The following is a 16,410-nucleotide window of genomic DNA, read 5'->3' as shown; positions in this document are numbered from 1 at the left end:
GATGACAACGACCTTCTTCCTGGTCCGCCACGCCGCGCACGGCCTTCTCGATCGCGTCCTCGTCGGGCGCACGCCCCGCATCGGGCTTTCCGACGACGGCAGGCGGCAGGCGCGGACGCTCGCGGCGCGCCTCGCCCGCGAGGAGCTCACCGCCGTCCATTCCAGCCCGCGCGAGCGGGCCCAGGAGACGGCGAATCCGATCGCCGCGGCGGCCCGCACCGTCGTCACCCTCGCGCCCGACCTCGACGAGATCGACGTCGGCGAGTGGACCGGCCGCAGCTTCGAGGAGATCGGCCGCGACCCGCGCTGGCGGGTGTGGAACGAGCAGCGCGCGCGGGCCCGCACGCCCGGCGGCGAGAGCATGCGCGAGGTGCAGGAGCGCGCCGTCCGCGTGCTCGATCACCTGGCCCGGGCCCATCCGGAGGGCCGCATCGCCGCGGTCAGCCACGGCGACGTGATCAGGGCCGCGCTGCTGCACTATCTCGGCCTGGAGCTCGATGCCTACGACCGTATCGAGGTGAGCCCGGCCGGCATCAGCACGCTGGTGGTGGGCGCGTGGGGCGCCAGGATCCTGGCCCTCAACGAGCGGGTGGCGGCATGAAGATCGTGGTGTTCGGCCTCACCGTCTCGTCGTCGTGGGGAAACGGGCACGCGACGCTGTGGCGCGGGCTGATCGCGGCGCTCGCGGCACGCGGGCACCAGGTCGTGTTCTTCGAGCGCGACGTGCCGTGGTACGCCACCAACCGCGACCTGACCGCGCTGCCGGACGGCGAGCTGGTGCTCTATCGCGACCTCGCCGAGGAGGCCGCCCGGGTCGACCGGGCGCTGATCGACGCCGACGTCGCCATCGTCACCTCGTACTGCCCGGACGGGCCGGACGCGGCGGCGCTGGTGCTCGACGCGGCGCGGCCCGTGAAGGTCTTCTACGATCTCGACACCCCCGTCACGCTCGCCACCCTGCGCGAGGGCGAGCACGTGCCCTATCTGCCGGCCGACGGCCTCGCCGGCTTCGACCTGGTGCTGAGCTACACGGGCGGGCGGGCGCTCGATGAGCTGATCACCCGGCTGGGGGCGCGGCGCACCGCGCCGCTCTACGGCCACGTCGATCCGCGCGTGCACCACCGGGTGCCGCCGGTGTCGCACTATGTCGCCGACCTCTCCTATCTCGGGACCTATGCGCAGGACCGGCAGGCCGCCCTGGACGCGTTCCTGGTGCAGCCGGCAGCGCGGCGGCGCAACAAGCGCTTTCTCATCGGTGGGGCGCAGTATCCGCAGGAGTTCCCCTGGGGCGACAACATCTGGTTCGTGCGCCACCTGCCCCCGTCCGAGCATCCGGCCTTCTTCTCGTCGTCGCGCCTCACCCTCAACATCACCCGCAGGGCGATGGCGACGATGGGCTGGTGTCCCTCGGGCCGGCTGTTCGAGGCCGCCGCCTGCGGCACCGCCCTGGTGACGGACGACTGGGACGGGCTCGAGAGCTTCTTCACGCCGGGCGCCGAGGTGCTGGTCGCCCGCAACTCGCCCGACATCGACGCCGCGCTCGATCTCTCCGACGCCGAAATCGCCGGGATCGGCCGCGCCGCGCGCGAGCGCGTGCTCTCCGCCCACACCTCGATGCACCGCGCCATCGCCTTCGAGCACCTGATCGAGACCACGGCCGCGCCGGGCGTCGCGACGGCCCCGAGACCGGACGACACCGTCCCGTCGCGCGCCTGGGAGACCTGACCATGTGGGGCATCGTGCCGGCCGCCGGCCGCGGCAGCCGAATTCAGCCGCTCGCCTTTTCCAAGGAGCTGCTGCCGGTCGGCAGCCGCCCGCACGAGACCGGCGAGCGGCCCTGCGCCGTCAGCGAGTACCTGGTCGAGCGGATGATCCTAGGCGGCGCGACCAAGATCTGCTTCGTCATCTCGCCGGGCAAGTCGGACATCATGGAATACTACGGCGCGGCGTACGGGCCGGCCGACATCGCCTACATGGTGCAGCCGCGGCCGGTCGGCCTGTGCGACGCGATCTTCCGGCCCGCCCCGCTGATCGCCGCCGACGAGCCCGTCGTGGTGGGCCTTCCCGACACCGTCTGGTTCCCGGCCGATGCGCTCGCCACGCTGCCCGACGACCAGCTCTCGTTCCTGCTGTTCCCGGTCGAGCGGCCGGAGCTGTTCGACGCCGTCGAGCTCGACGGCGCCGATCGGGTGAAGGAGATCCGCGTCAAGCAGAGCGAGGTGCGCTCGCGCTGGATCTGGGGCGCCTTCAAGATGCCGGGCCGGGTGTTCCACGAGCTCGCCGCCCTGTGGCGCCGGCCGGGCCGCGGCGACGAGTATGTCGGCACGCTGGTCAACGCCTGGCTCGCCGCCGGCGGCCGCGCCGTGGGGATCAAGGCCGGCACCGCCTATGTCGACGTCGGCACGGTCCATGGCTACCGGGCCGCGGTCGGCATGCTGAGCGACGGCATCTCGCCGGAGCACATGGCCCCCCCGCTCGGCTTGCGGATCGCGGGCGACCGCAGCAGCGAGGCGCGCCTCCCATGACCCCACCCGCATCGACGACGGCGATCCGCGCCCGGACCCGGCTGACCCCGGAGGCGATCGCGGCCCGGGTCCGCGCGCTCGGGCCCTGGTTCCACAATCTCGATCTCGGCGGGGTGAGGACCGCGCCCGACCATTTCCTCGGCGACTATCCGGCCGTGAAGTGGAAGGGCTTCGCGCATGCCGTGCCGGCCGACCTCGCCGGCAAGAGCGTGCTCGACATCGGCTGCAACGGCGGCTTCTATTCCATCGAGATGAAGCGTCGCGGCGCCGCGCGGGTGCTCGGCATCGACTCCGACGAGGACTACCTGGCGCAGGCCCGCTTCGCCGCCGAGGTGTGCGACGCCGACGTCGAGTTCCGCCGGCTGTCGGTCTACGAGGTCGGCGCCATCGGCGAGACCTTCGACCTCGTGATCTTCATGGGCGTGCTCTATCACCTGCGCCACCCGCTGCTGGCGCTCGACCTGATCCGCACCCACGTCGCCCGCGACCTCCTGCTCTTCCAGTCGATGCAGCGCGGCAGCACCGCCGTGCACGAGGCGGCCGACGACTACGACTTCTGGCAGACGGACCTGTTCGACCGGCCCGACTGGCCGAAGCTGCATTTCGTCGAGAAGCGCTACGCCGGCGACCCGACCAACTGGTGGATCCCCAACCGCGCCTGCGTCGAGGCGATGCTGCGCAGCGCCGGCTTCGCCGTCGCGGCCCACCCCGAGCCCGAGGTCTATCTGTGCCGCTGCGCGACGCCGGACGCGGGCGCGGCGTCGGAGCGCCTGACCGTCACCGCACCGGAGCCGTCATGATCGAAGCCGCGATGATCTGGAACGAGCCCAACAACAAGTCGCACTGGGATCCGGAGATCGACCCCGACTGGAGCAGATTCGCCGAGATGGCGATCCTGGCCGGGAAGGCCGTCGCGGCCGTCGATCCGACGCTGCCGCGCGTGCTCGGCGGCATCTCGCCGATCGACCCGAGCTTCATCGAGAACCTCACCGAGCGCGGCGTGATGGATCACGTCGACGTCCTCGCCGTGCACGGCTTCCCGCTCGACTGGAACCTGTGGACCATTAACGAATGGCCGCGCAAGATCGACGAGATCCGCGCCGTCACGTCGAAGCCGATCTGGGTATCGGAGGTCGGCGTCTCCACCTTCGGAGCCGAGGAGGTGCAGGTCTTCGGGGTCGACCGCACCGCCGAGCTGCTGATCGGCAAGGCCCCGCGCATCCACTGGTACAGCCTCTACGACCTGCCGCGCGCCTGGCCGGCGACGACGCGCCACAAGGAGGCGGAGGGCTCGTCCTACTACCGGCATTTCGACATGGGCCTGCTGCGCGAGGACGGCACGCCCAAGCTCGCGGTCGAGCGCTTCGCCCGCCACACGCCGGCGCTCGGCCTGTGCCAGTGGTTCCACTATCAGGACCACCGCCTCGACGACGCCGTCGCCTGGATGAAGCGGCTCGGCGTCACCTATCTGCGCACCGGCCTGTCCTGGGCCGACAGCTTCCGCCCCGACGCGCTCGCCTGGTTCGACCGCCAGATGGAGGCGCTCGCCGACTTCGACGTGACCGTCACGTTCTGCTTCACGCCCGAGCATCTCGGCCTCGCCCCGCACCACACCAGCGCGCCGCGCGACCCGCGCGCCTTCGCCGACTTCTGCGCCGCCATGATCGCGCGCTACGCCGCCCATCGCAGCCCGTCGCGCCCGGCCCTCGTCGCCTGCCCGGCCGGCTGAGCGGCCGGTCTCCGGCGGCGGCCCGGACGGACCGCCCGACCCCGCCGGGCGGCGCCGGCCCTTCCGCGGCACCGAGGCCTTCCGCCGGCCGGGTCGGTGTATGCTGATCCGACGGACGCACGCGGCGAGCCTGCCGGCCGCGTCCGCCTGCCCGAGGAGCCCATGCCCCGCGCCTTCGTCCTGGTCCTGGATTCGGTCGGCATCGGCGGCGCACCGGACGCCGCCCGCTACGGCGACGCCGGCGCCGACACGGTCGGCCACATCGCCGAGGCCTGCGCGCGCGGCGCCGCGGATCGCCCCGGCCTGCGGACCGGGCCGCTGGCGCTGCCGAACCTGGCGCGGCTCGGCCTCGGCGAAGCCTGCCGGCTCGCCACCGGCCGGGTGCCGCCCGGACTGGCGGACGGCGGTACGCCGGCCGGCGGATTCGGCTGCGCCGCCGAGACCTCGCGCGGCAAGGACACGCCGTCCGGCCACTGGGAGATCGCCGGCTGCCCGGTGACGTTCGACTGGGGCTACTTCCCGAAGACCATGCCGAGCTTCCCGCCGGACCTCGTCGCCGCCCTGTGTCGCGAGGCGGATCTTCCCGGCATCCTGGGCGACTGCCATGCGTCGGGCACCGAGATCATCGCGGCGCTCGGCGAGGAGCACGTCCGCACCGGCAGGCCGATCTGCTACACCTCGGCCGACAGCGTCTTCCAGATCGCCGCGCACGAGGAGGCGTTCGGGCTCGACCGTCTCTACGCGGTGTGCCGCGTCGCCCGCCGCCTCGTCGACCCGCTGACCGTCGGCCGGGTGATCGCACGGCCCTTCACCGGGGCGACGCGGGACGGCTTCGTGCGCACCGGCAACCGCAAGGACCTCGCGGTGCCGCCGCCCGCCGCGACCATGCTCGACGCGGCCGAGGCCGCCGGCCGCGACGTGATCACGGTCGGCAAGATCGGCGACATCTTCGCGCACCGGAGCACCGGCCGCGAATGGCCGGCGAGCGGCAACGCGGCGCTGCTCGACCGCACGCTCGACGGCGCCGACGCCCTCGCCGACGGCGGCCTGCTGTTCGCCAACTTCATCGACTTCGACAGCCTCTACGGCCACCGCCGCGACGTCGCCGGCTACGCCGCCGCGCTCGAGGCCTTCGACCGCCGCCTTCCGGAGCTCTTCGCACGGCTGCGCACCGGCGACCTCGTCGTGATCACGGCCGACCACGGCTGCGACCCGACCTGGCCCGGCACCGATCACACCCGCGAGCAGGTTCCGGTGCTGACATACGGCGCCGGCACGGCGCCGCTCGGCCGGATGCCGTCCTACGCCGCCATCGCCGCGATGGTGACGCGGCATCTCGCGATCGGCTGGCGACCTGCGATCTGATCAGGTCGTCCACACCGTGGTGGGGTTCTCCACCGTGCCGGGGTGCCGCCGCACCTTCGTGCAGGAACAAAGCTGACGACCTCGCGTTCGCCCAGGGACAGGTGCGACGAAAGGGAGCAGCGATGGCGCAGCGTGTACTGGTTACCGGCGGAGCGGGATTCATCGGGTCCCACCTGACGAATCTCCTGCTCGAGCGGGGCTATCAGGTTCGCGTCCTCGACAATCTCGATCCGCAGGTTCACGGCGGCGACACCAGCCCGCGTCATCTGTCGCGCGAGGCGGAGCTGATCGTCGGCGACGTTCGCGATCGTGACACCGTCGCCCGTCTGCTGGTCGGCACCCACGCGGTGATCCATCTCGCCGCCGCCGTCGGCGTCGGCCAGAGCATGTACGAGATCGCCGCCTACACCAACACCAACGACCTCGGCACCGCCGTGCTGATGGAGGCGCTGCTGCGCCACCCGGTCGACCGGCTGGTGGTCGCCTCGTCGATGAGCATCTACGGCGAGGGTCTGGCGCGGCGGGCCGACGGCACGCTCGTCGAGCCGGCGGACCGCAGCGTCGAGCAGCTCCGCCACGGCCGCTGGGAGCCCGAGGACCAGGACGGCGCTCCGCTCGAGGCGGTGCCGACCCCGGAGACCAAGCGTCCGGCCCTCAACTCGATCTACGCCCTGAACAAGTACGTGCAGGAGCGCATGGGCCTGATCACCGGCCGCGCCTACGGCATCCCGACCGTGGCGCTGCGCTTCTTCAACGTGTTCGGGCCCCATCAGGCGCTGTCCAACCCCTACACCGGCGTGCTGGCGATCTTCGCGGCGCGCCTGCTCAACCAGCGGCCGCCGCTGGTGTTCGAGGACGGCCGGCAGCGGCGCGACTTCGTGCATGTGCGCGACGTCGCCGAGGCCTGCCTGCTGGCGATGACCACCGACGTCGGCGTCGGCGAGGTGTTCAACGTCGGCTCCGGCACGAGCCGCAGCATCGAGTCCGTCGCCCACGACCTCGCCGCCGTGATGAACGCGACCGACCTCGCCCCGCACGTCACCGGCAAGTACCGCACCGGCGACATCCGCCACTGCTTCGCCGACGTCGGCCGGAGCCGCAGCCGGCTCGGCTTCACGCCCAAGGTGGACTTCTCGGACGGGCTGGTCGAGCTCGCAGAGTGGCTGTCGACCGAGATCGCCATCGACCAGGTCGAGCACGCCACCGCCGAGCTCGCGCGCCGCGGCCTGGTGGCGTGATGAAGGTCGCGCTCGTCAACCCGCCGTGGCGCTACGACGGCAGCATCTATTTCGGCTGCCGGGCGCCGCACCTGCCGATCGAGCTCGGCTGCGCGGCGCAGCTCCTCGCCGCCGCCGGACACGAGGCGACGATCCTCGACGCGCATCTGCTCGGCCTGTCGCTGGCCGAGCTCGCCGACCGGGTCCGCGCCGCCGCTCCGGACATGGTCGTGATCACGACTGCGCCGACCTATCTGTTCTGGCGCTGCGCTCCGCCCGAGCTGCGGGTGCCGCAGGAGACGGCGCGGGCGCTGCGCGACCTCGCGCCGCTCCTCGTCGCCGTCGGGCCGCACGGCTCGACCACGCCCCGTGCCGCCCTGAAGAAGCTCGACGTCGACGTGGTGGTGATGGGCGAGAGCGAGGAGACGCTGGTGCGCCTCGCCGCCGGCGAGCGCGACGGCGTTCCGGGGCTCTGCTACGTCGACGCTGGCACGGTGCGCGTCAGTGGCGGTCCGCAGGCGGCGTGCTTCGTCGACATGGCACCGCTCGCCTGGCCGGACGAGTTCGTCGCCCGCCACCGTCACCATCATCACCGCTTCGACGCCGAGCCGGCCGGGCCGGGCGCCGAGGTCGAGGCGTCGCGCGGCTGCCCCTACAGCTGCACGTTCTGCGCCAAGGAGAACTTCCGCAACGGCTACCGCAGGCGTCCGCCGGCCTCGGTGCTGGCCGAGATCGACGCCCTGCAGCGGCAGGGCGTCGAGTACGTCTACTTCATCGACGAGATCTTCCTGCCCAATGCCGAGCTGCTCGAGGGGCTGGTCGGCCGCGGCCTGACCTTCGGCGTGCAGACCCGCATCGACCTGTGGAAGCCGGACCAGCTCGCGCTGCTCGGCCGTGCCGGCTGCGGGTCGGTCGAGGCCGGCGTGGAGAGCCTCTCGGTCGAAGGCCGCGACGCGCTCGCGAAGAAGTGCCGGCTGTCGACCGACGAGCTCGCCGAACGGCTCTACGCCGCCAAGCGGCACATCCCCTTCGTCCAGGCGAACCTGATCGAGATGCCGCAGGACGACGACGAGACGGTGCAGCGCTGGCGCGACGCCATGCGGGCCGCCGGAGTCTGGGCGAACGATCCGGTGCCGCTGTTCCCGTATCCCGGCTCGCCCGACTACCGCCGCCTGTGGGGCGAGCCCGACGACGAGGCCTGGGAGCGGGCGCACGCCTGGTATCTCGGCCAGTTCGCCGGCTTCAGCGACATCCAGGAGGAGCGCCCGCGGCCGCTGCCCGAGCTCGAGCGGGAGTGCTGCGCGTGAGGCCGCCGCGCCCGCTGCGCGTGCTGATGACCGCCGACGCCGTCGGCGGCGTGTGGACCTACGCGACGACGCTCGCCGGGGCCCTGGCCGGGCGCGGGCATCGGGTCCTGCTGGTGACGCTCGGCCCCGCACCCGACGCCGCCCAGCGGGCGGCGGTGGCCGCGACCGACGGCGTCGCGCTGCGCGTCACCGACCTCGCGCTCGAATGGATGGATCCCGAGGGTCGCGATCTTCCCCGTGCCCGGAGCGTGCTCGGCGTGATCGCGGCCGAGTTCGGTCCCGACGTCGTGCATCTCGGCGGCTTTCGCGAGGCGACGATCGACGTCGCCGCGCCCACCCTGGTGGTGGCGCATTCCTGCGTGCGCTCGTGGTGGCGCGCCTGCCGGGGCGGCGAGCCCGACGAGCCGCGCTGGCGGACCTACATGGCGAACGTCGCGGCGGGGCTCGCCGCGGCGGACGCCTGGGCGGCGCCGACCCGCGCGTTCCGCGACGAGATCGCCGCCCTCTACGCGCCGCCGCGCGCCGGGGTCGTGATCCCGAACGGCATCGCGGTGCGTCACGCCGCCGGGCCGGCGCTCCGTCGTCCGGTCGTGCTCGCCGCCGGCCGCCTGTGGGACGAGGCCAAGGGCATCGACACCCTGGTCGCGGCCGCCCCTGCCCTGCCCTGGCTTGTGCGGATCGCCGGTCCGGAGATGGCGCCGGACGGCAGCGCCGCCCTCGCCGCGTCCGACGCCGTGGCGGCTCTCGGCCGGCTCGACCGCGACGCCCTGCACGACGAGATGCGATCGGCCGAGATCGTCGCGGCGCCCGCCCGCTACGAGCCGTTCGGCCTGACCGTCGCCGAGGCGGCGGCCTGCGGCGCCGCGCTGGTGCTGGCCGACATCCCGACCTTCCGCGAGCTGTGGGACGGCGCCGCCGTCCTCGTGCCGCCGGACGACCCGGACGCCCTCGCCGCGGCCGTGAAGGGCCTCGCGGCGGACCCGCAGCGGCGCGCCGCGCTGCAGCGTGCCGCCCGCGCCCGCGCCGCGGCCCTCACGCTCGCGGCCGTGACCGACGCCGTGGAGGCGCTCTACGCGCGGCTGCTCGCCGGCGGCTCTCGCCAGGCCCTGCACGCGGCGACGCTCGCGCCGGAGGCCGTGGCATGAAGATCGTGATCTTCTGCCACTCGCTCGAATCCTGCTGGAACCACGGCAACGCCCATTTCCTCCGCGGCGTCGCGCGCGAGCTCCTGCGGGCCGGGCATGCCGTCGCCGTGCACGAGCCGGCCGAGGGCTGGAGCCGCACCAATGCGGTCGCCGACGGCGGTCCGCACGCGCTGGCGCAGGCGGCGGATCTCGTCCCGGGCGTCGCCGTGCAGCGCTACGACGCTGCCGGCCCGGACCTCGACGAGGCCCTCGACGGGGCCGACCTGGTGCTGGCGCACGAGTGGAACGAGCCCGGCCTGATCGCCGCGCTCGGCGCCCGCCGCGCCGCCGACGGTCGCTTCCTGCTGTTCTTCCACGACACCCATCACCGCGCCGTCACGGCGCCGGAGGAGATCGGCCGCTTCGACCTCGACGGCTACGACGGCGTGCTCGCCTTCGGCGAGGTGCTGCGCGAGGTGTATCTGAAGCGCGGCTGGGGCCGCCGGGTGTTCACCTGGCACGAGGCGGCCGACACGGCCCTGTTCCGGCCGCTGGTGCGGGCGCACGAGCGGGACCTCGTGTTCATCGGCAACTACGGCGACGGCGAGCGGGACGCCGAGCTGAAGAGCTTCCTGATGGAGCCGGTCGCGGCGCTGGGCCTCGCCGCCCGCGTGCACGGCGTGCGCTGGCCCGAGGCCGCCCGCGCCGCGCTTCTCGCGCGCGGCATCGAGTATGCCGGCTGGCTGCCCAATCACCGCGCGCCGGAGGCCTTCGCCCGCGCCCGCGTCACCGTGCACGTGCCGCGCCGGCCCTATGCCGAGGCGCTGCGCGGCATCCCGACCATCCGGATGTTCGAGGCGCTCGCCTGCGGCATCCCGCTGATCAGCGCGCCGTGGGACGACGCCGAGGGCCTGTTCCCGGACGGCAGCTATCTGAAGGTCGGCGACCGCGACGGCATGACGGCGGCGCTCGCCGCCGTGCTGCGCGACCGCGACCGCGCCGAAGACCTCGCCCGCACCGGGCTCGCCGCGATCCGGGCGCGTCACACCTGCGCCCACCGCGTCGCCGAGCTCCTGTCCATCGCCGCGTCCCTCCGAGGAGACCGCATGCCCGCCTCCCCCGCCCCCGCCGAGCCGAGCAGGATCGCCGCATCATGAAGCTCCGCTTCTTCGGATCGAGCCTCGTGTCCTCCTACTGGAACGGGGCGGCCACCTATTATCGCGGACTCCTGAAGGCGCTCGCCGCGCACGGCGTCGACGTCGTCTTCTACGAGCCGGACGCCTATCAGCGTCAGCAGTTCCGCGACATCGCCGACCCGGACTGGGCGCGCGTCGTCGTCTACCCGGCCAGCGCGGCGGGTTGGCAGCGGGCGCTCGACGAGGCGGCGCGCGACGCCGACCTGCTGGTCAAGGCGAGCGGCGTCGGCGTGTTCGACCGCGAGCTGGAGATCGCGGTGCCGGAGGCGGTGCGACCGGGGGCGATCTCCGCCTGGTGGGACGTCGACGCGCCCGCCACGCTCGATGCCGTCGCGGCGAACCCGGAGGATCACCTGCGGGCCGCCGTGCCGCGCTACGACATCGTCTTCACCTACGGGGGCGGCGATCCGGTGGTCGACGCCTACATGGCGCTCGGCGCCCGCGCCTGCGTGCCGATCTACAACGCCGTCGATCCCGAGACGCATCACCCGGTGCCGGCGCGCGACGAATGGCGCTGCGATCTCGGCTTCCTCGGCAACCGCCTGCCCGACCGCGAGGCCCGCGTCGAGGACTTCTTCCTCGCCGCCGCCGCGCACCTGCCGGAGCGGAGCTTCCTGCTCGGCGGCGCCGGCTGGGAGGACAAGCCGATGCCCGCCAATGTGCGCCGCCTCGGCCATGTCGGCAGCGTCGATCACAACGCCTTCTTCTGCTCGTCGGTCGCCACCCTCAACGTCAACCGCGCCAGCATGGCGCGCTACGGCTTCTCGCCGCCGACCCGCATCTTCGAGGCGGCCGGCGCCGGTGCCTGCCTGATCACCGACCGCTGGGACGGCATCGACCAGTTCCTCGAGCCGGACCGCGAGATCCTGGTCGCCGAGTCGGGCGCCGAGGTCGCGTCCCTGCTCGCGGCGCTCGACGAGACGCGCGCCAGGGCGATCGGCGCCGCCGGCCGCGCCCGCGTGCTCGCGGCCCACACCTACGCGCACCGCGCCCGCCAGGTGCTCGACCGCCTCGGCGTCCGCAGCGTCGGCCGGGAGGCGGCGGAATGACGCTCGACATCGTCGTCCTCGGCCTGTCCATCACGTCGTCCTGGGGCAACGGCCACGCCACCACCTACCGGGCGCTGATCAAGGCGCTCGCCGAGCGCGGCCATCGCGTCACCTTCCTGGAGCGCGACGTCGCGTGGTATCGCGACCATCGCGACCTGCGGCGGCCGGACTGGTGCCGGGTCGAGCTGTACAGGACCCTGACGGATCTGCCGCGCCGCCATGCCGGGCTGGTGCGCGATGCAGACCTCGTGATCCTCGGCTCCTTCGTGCCGGACGGCGCGGCCATCGCCGACTGGGTGACGTCGCAGGCACGCGGCGTCACCGCCTTCTACGACATCGACACGCCGGTGACGCTGGCGCGGCTCGAGCGCGGCGTCACCGACTACATCGCGCCGGCCCTCGTCCCCCGCTTCGATGTCTACCTGTCGTTCACGGGCGGCCCGGTGCTGGAGCTGATCGAGCAGACCTGGGGCGCGCGGGCGGCGCGGCCGCTCTACTGCGCCGTCGATCCCGACATCCACCGGCCGCACGACGTCGTTCCGCACCTCGCGCTCGGCTACATCGGCACCTACAGCCCCGACCGCCAGCGCACCCTCGACCGCCTGCTGGTCGAGCCGGCGCGACGCCTGCCGGCGCTGCGCTTCGCTGTCGCCGGCCCGCAATATCCGGCCGAGCTGCAGTGGCCCGCCAATGTCGAGCGCATCGACCACCTCCCGCCGCAGGAGCACGCGCGCTTCTACTGCGGCCAGCGCTACACCCTCAACGTCACCCGCGCCGACATGATCGCCGCCGGCTGGTCGCCGAGCGTGCGTCTGTTCGAGGCGGGCGCCTGCGGCGTCCCGGTGATCTCCGACCGCTGGGCCGGCCTCGACGGCTTCTACACGCCCGGCACCGAGATCCTGATCGCCGACTCGACCGAGCAGGCGGTGGCGATCATCCGCGAGATGCCGGAGGACAGGCGGCGCGACATCGCCGCGGCGGCGCGCCGGCGCACGCTCGCCTGCCACACGGCGCGCGAGCGCGCCCGTGCGCTGGAGGAGCACTACGCGGAGGCGGCGGCGGCGAGGACCCGGCGTGACGCCCCGCGGGTCGGGGTCGGCGCGGTGGCCTGATGACGTGATCAGGAACCGGCGAACGGGACGAGGTTTGTACCCAGTGTGCCGTCGCGCAGGACCGATCTCGGCGAGCGACACGGCCGATCGGCAGCGACACCACGACAAGAACAGGAAGGGAGACCACGCGTGCCCGTGATCGGAAAGCTGAACATCGTCGTGACCGGCGGCGCCGGATTCATCGGCTCCCACCTGTGCGACCGGCTCGTCCAGAAGGGGCACATGGTGACCTGCGTCGACAATCTGCACACCGGCCGTTTCGACAACGTCCGGCCGCTGCTCAATCACCGCAACTTCAGCTTCGCCGAGGCCGACGTGCGCGAGCCGCTCGACATCGGCGGCCCGGTCGACCGCATCTACAATCTCGCCTGCCCGGCCTCGCCGCCGCATTACCAGACCGATCCGATCGGCACCGTGAAGACCTGCGTGCTCGGGGCCCTCCACGTGCTGGAGCTCGCTCGCTCGACCGGCGCACGGGTGCTGCAGGCCTCGACCAGCGAGGTCTACGGCGACCCGGAGATCCATCCGCAGCCGGAGAGCTATCGGGGCAGCGTCAACCCGATCGGCCCGCGCGCCTGCTACGACGAGGGCAAGCGCTGCGCCGAGGCGCTGTTCTTCGACTATCGGCGCATGCACGGCGTCGCCGTCAAGGTAGCGCGCATCTTCAACACCTACGGTCCGCGCATGCTGGAGAACGACGGCCGGGTGATCTCCAATTTCGTCGTGCAGGCGCTGCGCAACAAGCCGATCACGCTGTACGGCGACGGCTCGCAGACCCGCTCGTTCTGCTATGTCGAGGACCTGCTGAACGGCCTCGAGCTCTTGATGGAGAGCGACGACCAGGTGACCGGGCCGATCAATCTGGGCAATCCGCGCGAGGTGACGGTCAAGGAGATCGCCCACATGGTGCTGGCCCAGACCGGGTCGCGCTCGCGCCTCGCCTACCATCCACTGCCGCAGGACGATCCGCGCCGCCGCAAGCCGGAGATCGGGGCGGCCGCGCAGGCGCTGGGCTGGCAGCCCAGCATCCCGCTCGAGCAGGGGCTGCGCTCGACGATCGACTACTTCGCCCTCAAGGTGGCGACGCCGGCTCCGGCCGCGGCACCGCGGCGCGAGGCGCCCACGGCGGTGGCGGCCGGGCCGAATCGCGCCGTGCGAAAGCGGCGGGCCGCCCTCTCGGCCGTCTCCGGGCCGGCGTGACCCGAACGGTCCGACTCGCCCGGCCCGAAACCCTCGCCGCCCCCCGGTGCATCCCGGGCGCGGCCGGGGCCGCTCGGGGAGCCGACGCCGACCTGTCCAGTCAACTGCACGACGGCCGTGTTCTGACAAATTGACAAATCGGCCTGCCTGTATGAGAGCTTGAGGCGACCGAGCCGTTGCTTCGTGACGCGGTCTCGGCCCATTCGTGACGAGCCCGGCTCAGGACCCGTGTTGGACCGCTCGATCTCCACGCCTTCCGACGCGAAGCGCCCAGCGGCCCCGGCTCGCGCCCGTGTCGTCCTGTTCGATGTTCGCAACCACGCTCGCTGGGAGCGGTCGGTGTCGACGCGATCGCGCGCTCCCGCTCGGGCGGCATCCATCGACCTTCGGCGCGGCGCGCGCCCGGCGGGCTCCCATGGCGGATGCTGCCCATGAAGGGACCCTCGCTGGACCTCCACATGGATTCCGCTCAGTTCGACTATGTCCGCGTGCTGTATGCCGAGGAGGCCGTCAACGTCCTGGCCCAGTGCGGTGAGCGCGGCGTGGTGCTGGCCGGCGGCCAGTCGCTGATCCCGCAGATGAGCCTGCGCTCCTCCGTGCCGCACGTCCTCGTCGATCTCGGCCAGGCGACCGATCTGCGCACCATCGAGGCGCGCGGCGACACGGTCGCGATCGGCGCGATGGTCACCCATGCGATGATCGAGGACGGCCTGGTGCCGGACCCGATGGCCGGCATTCTGCCCTATGTGGCGCACGGCATCGCGCACCGTGACATCCGCAACCGCGGCACCCTGGGCGGCACCGCCTGCTGGGCCGATCCGTGTGCCGACTGGCCGACCGCCCTGATGGCGCTCGACGCCACCATGGTGACCCTGTCGCAGCAGGGGGAGCGGCGCATCCCGATCACCGCGTTCTATCCGGAGGCGTTCACCAACGCCCTCGGCCCGGCCGAGATCGTCACTTCGATCGTGCTGCCGCGCTCGTCCAAGCGGGCCCGGTGGGGCTACTACAAGGTCACCCGCACGGTCAGCGAATCGGCGGACGCGATCGCCGCCGTGATCTCCGATCCGGAGCGCGGCGTCAGCCGGGTGGTGCTGGGCGGGCTCAAATGCCCGCCGCTGGTCCTCGACGAGCTGTCCACGCGCCTGCGTGAGCGCCCGCTGGAGCCCGGCGAGATCCGGCTGGAGGCGTGCAAGGAGATGATCTCGCATCTCCCGGCCCTCGTCGACGTCAACCTCCACAATTACGCCTTCGCGCTCAGCCGCGCCCTGCGCAGCGCCTTCGTGGCGTGACGCCGGAGGGCGCCGGCCCGGCCGCCGCCTCGGCGCGGAACGCCCGGTCCCGCCACGGGTTTCCCTCGAAAGGGAGCCCCAGATGGACCGTGACGAGACCGCCCGCGCCGCGCCTTCCAGGACAGCCTTCGCCGACCGGGCCGAGGTGAGCGACGGCGACCGCCCGCTGCTGGAGACCCCCGGCGGACGCTCCGCCGAGCGCGATCCGGCCGACCGCAGCGACTTCGACGACGAGGCCCGCCGCACCGATGTGGGCGCGGTTCCGCGCAGCACCGTCACGGGCCGGCACGAGCCGGGCACGGGCGGCCAGGAGACCGAGGACGGGCTGAGCGAGACCGAGGAGGCGACCCGGCGCGCCGCCGAGGACATCGCCACCGGCCCCGGCGAAGAGGACCGCGGCGACGGGACGCCGGTGTTCGAGCGTGGCGGCCTGCCGAAGGCGTGACGATCCGGCGCGCCGCTCCGCCTGGCGGCCGGCTGCCGGCGCCGGGCGCCTGGTGGCGGGTCAGAAAGCGCAGGCGCCGCGAAGCCGGCCGGCGGCCTCGGCGAAGCCGTGGACGTCGAAGCTGAGCTCGCGCTCCCCGGCTGCGGTGCGGACCTGCAGCGCGAAGGTGCGGGCGGCGCGGAAGCGATCGAGCAGCGCCGCCGCGTCGGGCGCCGCATAGGCGTTGCCCAGAATGCGCCAGCGTTCCGCGCTGGTCACGTGGTCGAGCTGCACGGTGACGTCGACCTCGCCGACCGGCTCGCTGCCGGGCGGCCAGTCGAGGTCGACGGCGAGCAGCGCGAGCGTCCCCTGCCGGCACTCCACCAGCAGCCCGGCCCGGCCCGGCTCGGCCATCGGCCCTTCGCGGCGCGTCACCGACAGGCCGTGCTCGACCAGCGCCGGCCGCTCCGGGCCCTGCCCCGGAGCCGGCGCCGGGACCGGCACACGCAGCACGAAACCGGTGGTGACCCGATCCTGGGCGGCCGCCGCGCCGAGCGGGAGCAACACGAACGGCAGCAACAACTTGACGACTCGGAACACGGTCACGCCGGGCACCTCCGGGTCTGCGGGCGCTCCGCTGCGGAGGCCGGCGCGAACGACCAAAAAGTCCGATGAAGCCGATGAGCACGTCCAGGCATGATTTGCGAATTCTTAACTGCTTCGTGGGCGCAGTCCAATCCTGTCGACGGTCGGCATGGCCGATCTCCGGCCGGATCCGGGCCGCCGCCGTGCCTTGCTCGTGCCCCAAATCGAAACGGCCGGGACGAAGCCCGGCCGTGACGTCACGATTCGAACGATGTGACGCGACCG

At 73.0% G+C, this 16,410-nt stretch carries 16 protein-coding genes; 15 read left to right on the top strand and 1 reads right to left on the bottom strand.

The window, feature by feature from the left end; genetic code table 11:
* Position 1: 1 nt before the first annotated feature.
* The 15 genes from J2S22_RS01295 (at position 2) to J2S22_RS01225 (ending at position 15,561) form a co-directional block, all read left to right on the top strand.
* Entirely contained in the window at positions 2–601 is a 600-nt protein-coding gene (locus tag J2S22_RS01295; protein WP_272776326.1) for a histidine phosphatase family protein, read from the top strand.
* Positions 598–1,725, top strand: coding sequence for a CgeB family protein (locus J2S22_RS01290; RefSeq protein WP_272776327.1), 1,128 nt, complete (start codon positions 598–600; stop codon positions 1,723–1,725). The genes J2S22_RS01295 and J2S22_RS01290 overlap by 4 nt, the downstream gene beginning before the upstream one ends.
* Before the next feature lie 2 nt (positions 1,726–1,727).
* The gene (locus J2S22_RS01285; RefSeq protein WP_272776328.1) at positions 1,728–2,525 is read left to right on the top strand and encodes a sugar phosphate nucleotidyltransferase; all 798 of its coding nucleotides are present in this window, start codon (positions 1,728–1,730) and stop codon (positions 2,523–2,525) included.
* Positions 2,522–3,325 (top strand): TIGR04290 family methyltransferase, encoded by an 804-nt coding sequence (locus tag J2S22_RS01280; RefSeq protein WP_272776329.1) that lies wholly within the window; start codon positions 2,522–2,524, stop codon positions 3,323–3,325. The genes J2S22_RS01285 and J2S22_RS01280 overlap by 4 nt, the downstream gene beginning before the upstream one ends.
* Positions 3,322–4,254: a glycoside hydrolase 5 family protein gene (locus tag J2S22_RS01275; RefSeq protein ID WP_272776330.1), complete on the top strand. Its 933-nt coding sequence runs from the start codon at positions 3,322–3,324 to the stop codon at positions 4,252–4,254. The genes J2S22_RS01280 and J2S22_RS01275 overlap by 4 nt, the downstream gene beginning before the upstream one ends.
* Positions 4,255–4,416: 162 nt before the next feature.
* Positions 4,417–5,619, top strand: coding sequence for a phosphopentomutase (locus J2S22_RS01270; RefSeq protein ID WP_272776331.1), 1,203 nt, complete (start codon positions 4,417–4,419; stop codon positions 5,617–5,619).
* A gap of 122 nt (positions 5,620–5,741) precedes the next feature.
* Positions 5,742–6,857: an NAD-dependent epimerase/dehydratase family protein gene (locus J2S22_RS01265; RefSeq protein WP_272776332.1), complete on the top strand. Its 1,116-nt coding sequence runs from the start codon at positions 5,742–5,744 to the stop codon at positions 6,855–6,857.
* Positions 6,857–8,143, top strand: a complete 1,287-nt coding sequence (locus J2S22_RS01260) for a TIGR04295 family B12-binding domain-containing radical SAM protein (RefSeq protein ID WP_272776333.1) — start codon at positions 6,857–6,859, stop codon at positions 8,141–8,143. Before J2S22_RS01265 ends, J2S22_RS01260 begins: the two co-directional genes overlap by 1 nt.
* On the top strand, positions 8,140–9,288 hold the full coding sequence (locus J2S22_RS01255) for a glycosyltransferase family 4 protein (protein ID WP_272776334.1): 1,149 nt from the start codon (positions 8,140–8,142) through the stop codon (positions 9,286–9,288). Before J2S22_RS01260 ends, J2S22_RS01255 begins: the two co-directional genes overlap by 4 nt.
* Positions 9,285–10,424, top strand: a complete 1,140-nt coding sequence (locus tag J2S22_RS01250; protein ID WP_272776335.1) for a CgeB family protein — start codon at positions 9,285–9,287, stop codon at positions 10,422–10,424. The genes J2S22_RS01255 and J2S22_RS01250 overlap by 4 nt, the downstream gene beginning before the upstream one ends.
* The gene (locus tag J2S22_RS01245; RefSeq protein ID WP_272776336.1) at positions 10,421–11,512 is read left to right on the top strand and encodes a CgeB family protein; all 1,092 of its coding nucleotides are present in this window, start codon (positions 10,421–10,423) and stop codon (positions 11,510–11,512) included. Before J2S22_RS01250 ends, J2S22_RS01245 begins: the two co-directional genes overlap by 4 nt.
* Entirely contained in the window at positions 11,509–12,624 is a 1,116-nt protein-coding gene (locus J2S22_RS01240; RefSeq protein WP_272776337.1) for a CgeB family protein, read from the top strand. The genes J2S22_RS01245 and J2S22_RS01240 overlap by 4 nt, the downstream gene beginning before the upstream one ends.
* A 135-nt stretch (positions 12,625–12,759) precedes the next feature.
* Positions 12,760–13,824, top strand: coding sequence for a UDP-glucuronic acid decarboxylase family protein (locus J2S22_RS01235; RefSeq protein ID WP_370878166.1), 1,065 nt, complete (start codon positions 12,760–12,762; stop codon positions 13,822–13,824).
* Positions 13,825–14,255: 431 nt separating this feature from the next.
* Complete coding sequence (locus J2S22_RS01230; protein ID WP_272776339.1) at positions 14,256–15,116, top strand: FAD binding domain-containing protein; 861 nt, start codon at positions 14,256–14,258, stop codon at positions 15,114–15,116.
* A gap of 82 nt (positions 15,117–15,198) precedes the next feature.
* Positions 15,199–15,561 carry a hypothetical protein gene (locus J2S22_RS01225; protein ID WP_272776340.1) on the top strand — a complete coding sequence of 121 codons (363 nt, stop codon included), beginning with the start codon at positions 15,199–15,201 and terminating at the stop codon, positions 15,559–15,561.
* A 60-nt stretch (positions 15,562–15,621) separates the two neighbouring features.
* Here the strand turns inward: J2S22_RS01225 and J2S22_RS01220 are convergent, their stop codons facing one another.
* Positions 15,622–16,146 carry a hypothetical protein gene (locus tag J2S22_RS01220; protein WP_272776341.1) on the bottom strand — a complete coding sequence of 175 codons (525 nt, stop codon included), beginning with the start codon at positions 16,144–16,146 and terminating at the stop codon, positions 15,622–15,624.
* Positions 16,147–16,410 lie beyond the last annotated feature (264 nt).

Source organism: Rhodoplanes tepidamans, from assembly GCF_030813915.1.
GTDB classification, from domain to species: Bacteria; Pseudomonadota; Alphaproteobacteria; order Rhizobiales; family Xanthobacteraceae; genus Rhodoplanes; species Rhodoplanes tepidamans.
This window is presented reverse-complemented; position numbering and strand designations above follow the sequence as displayed.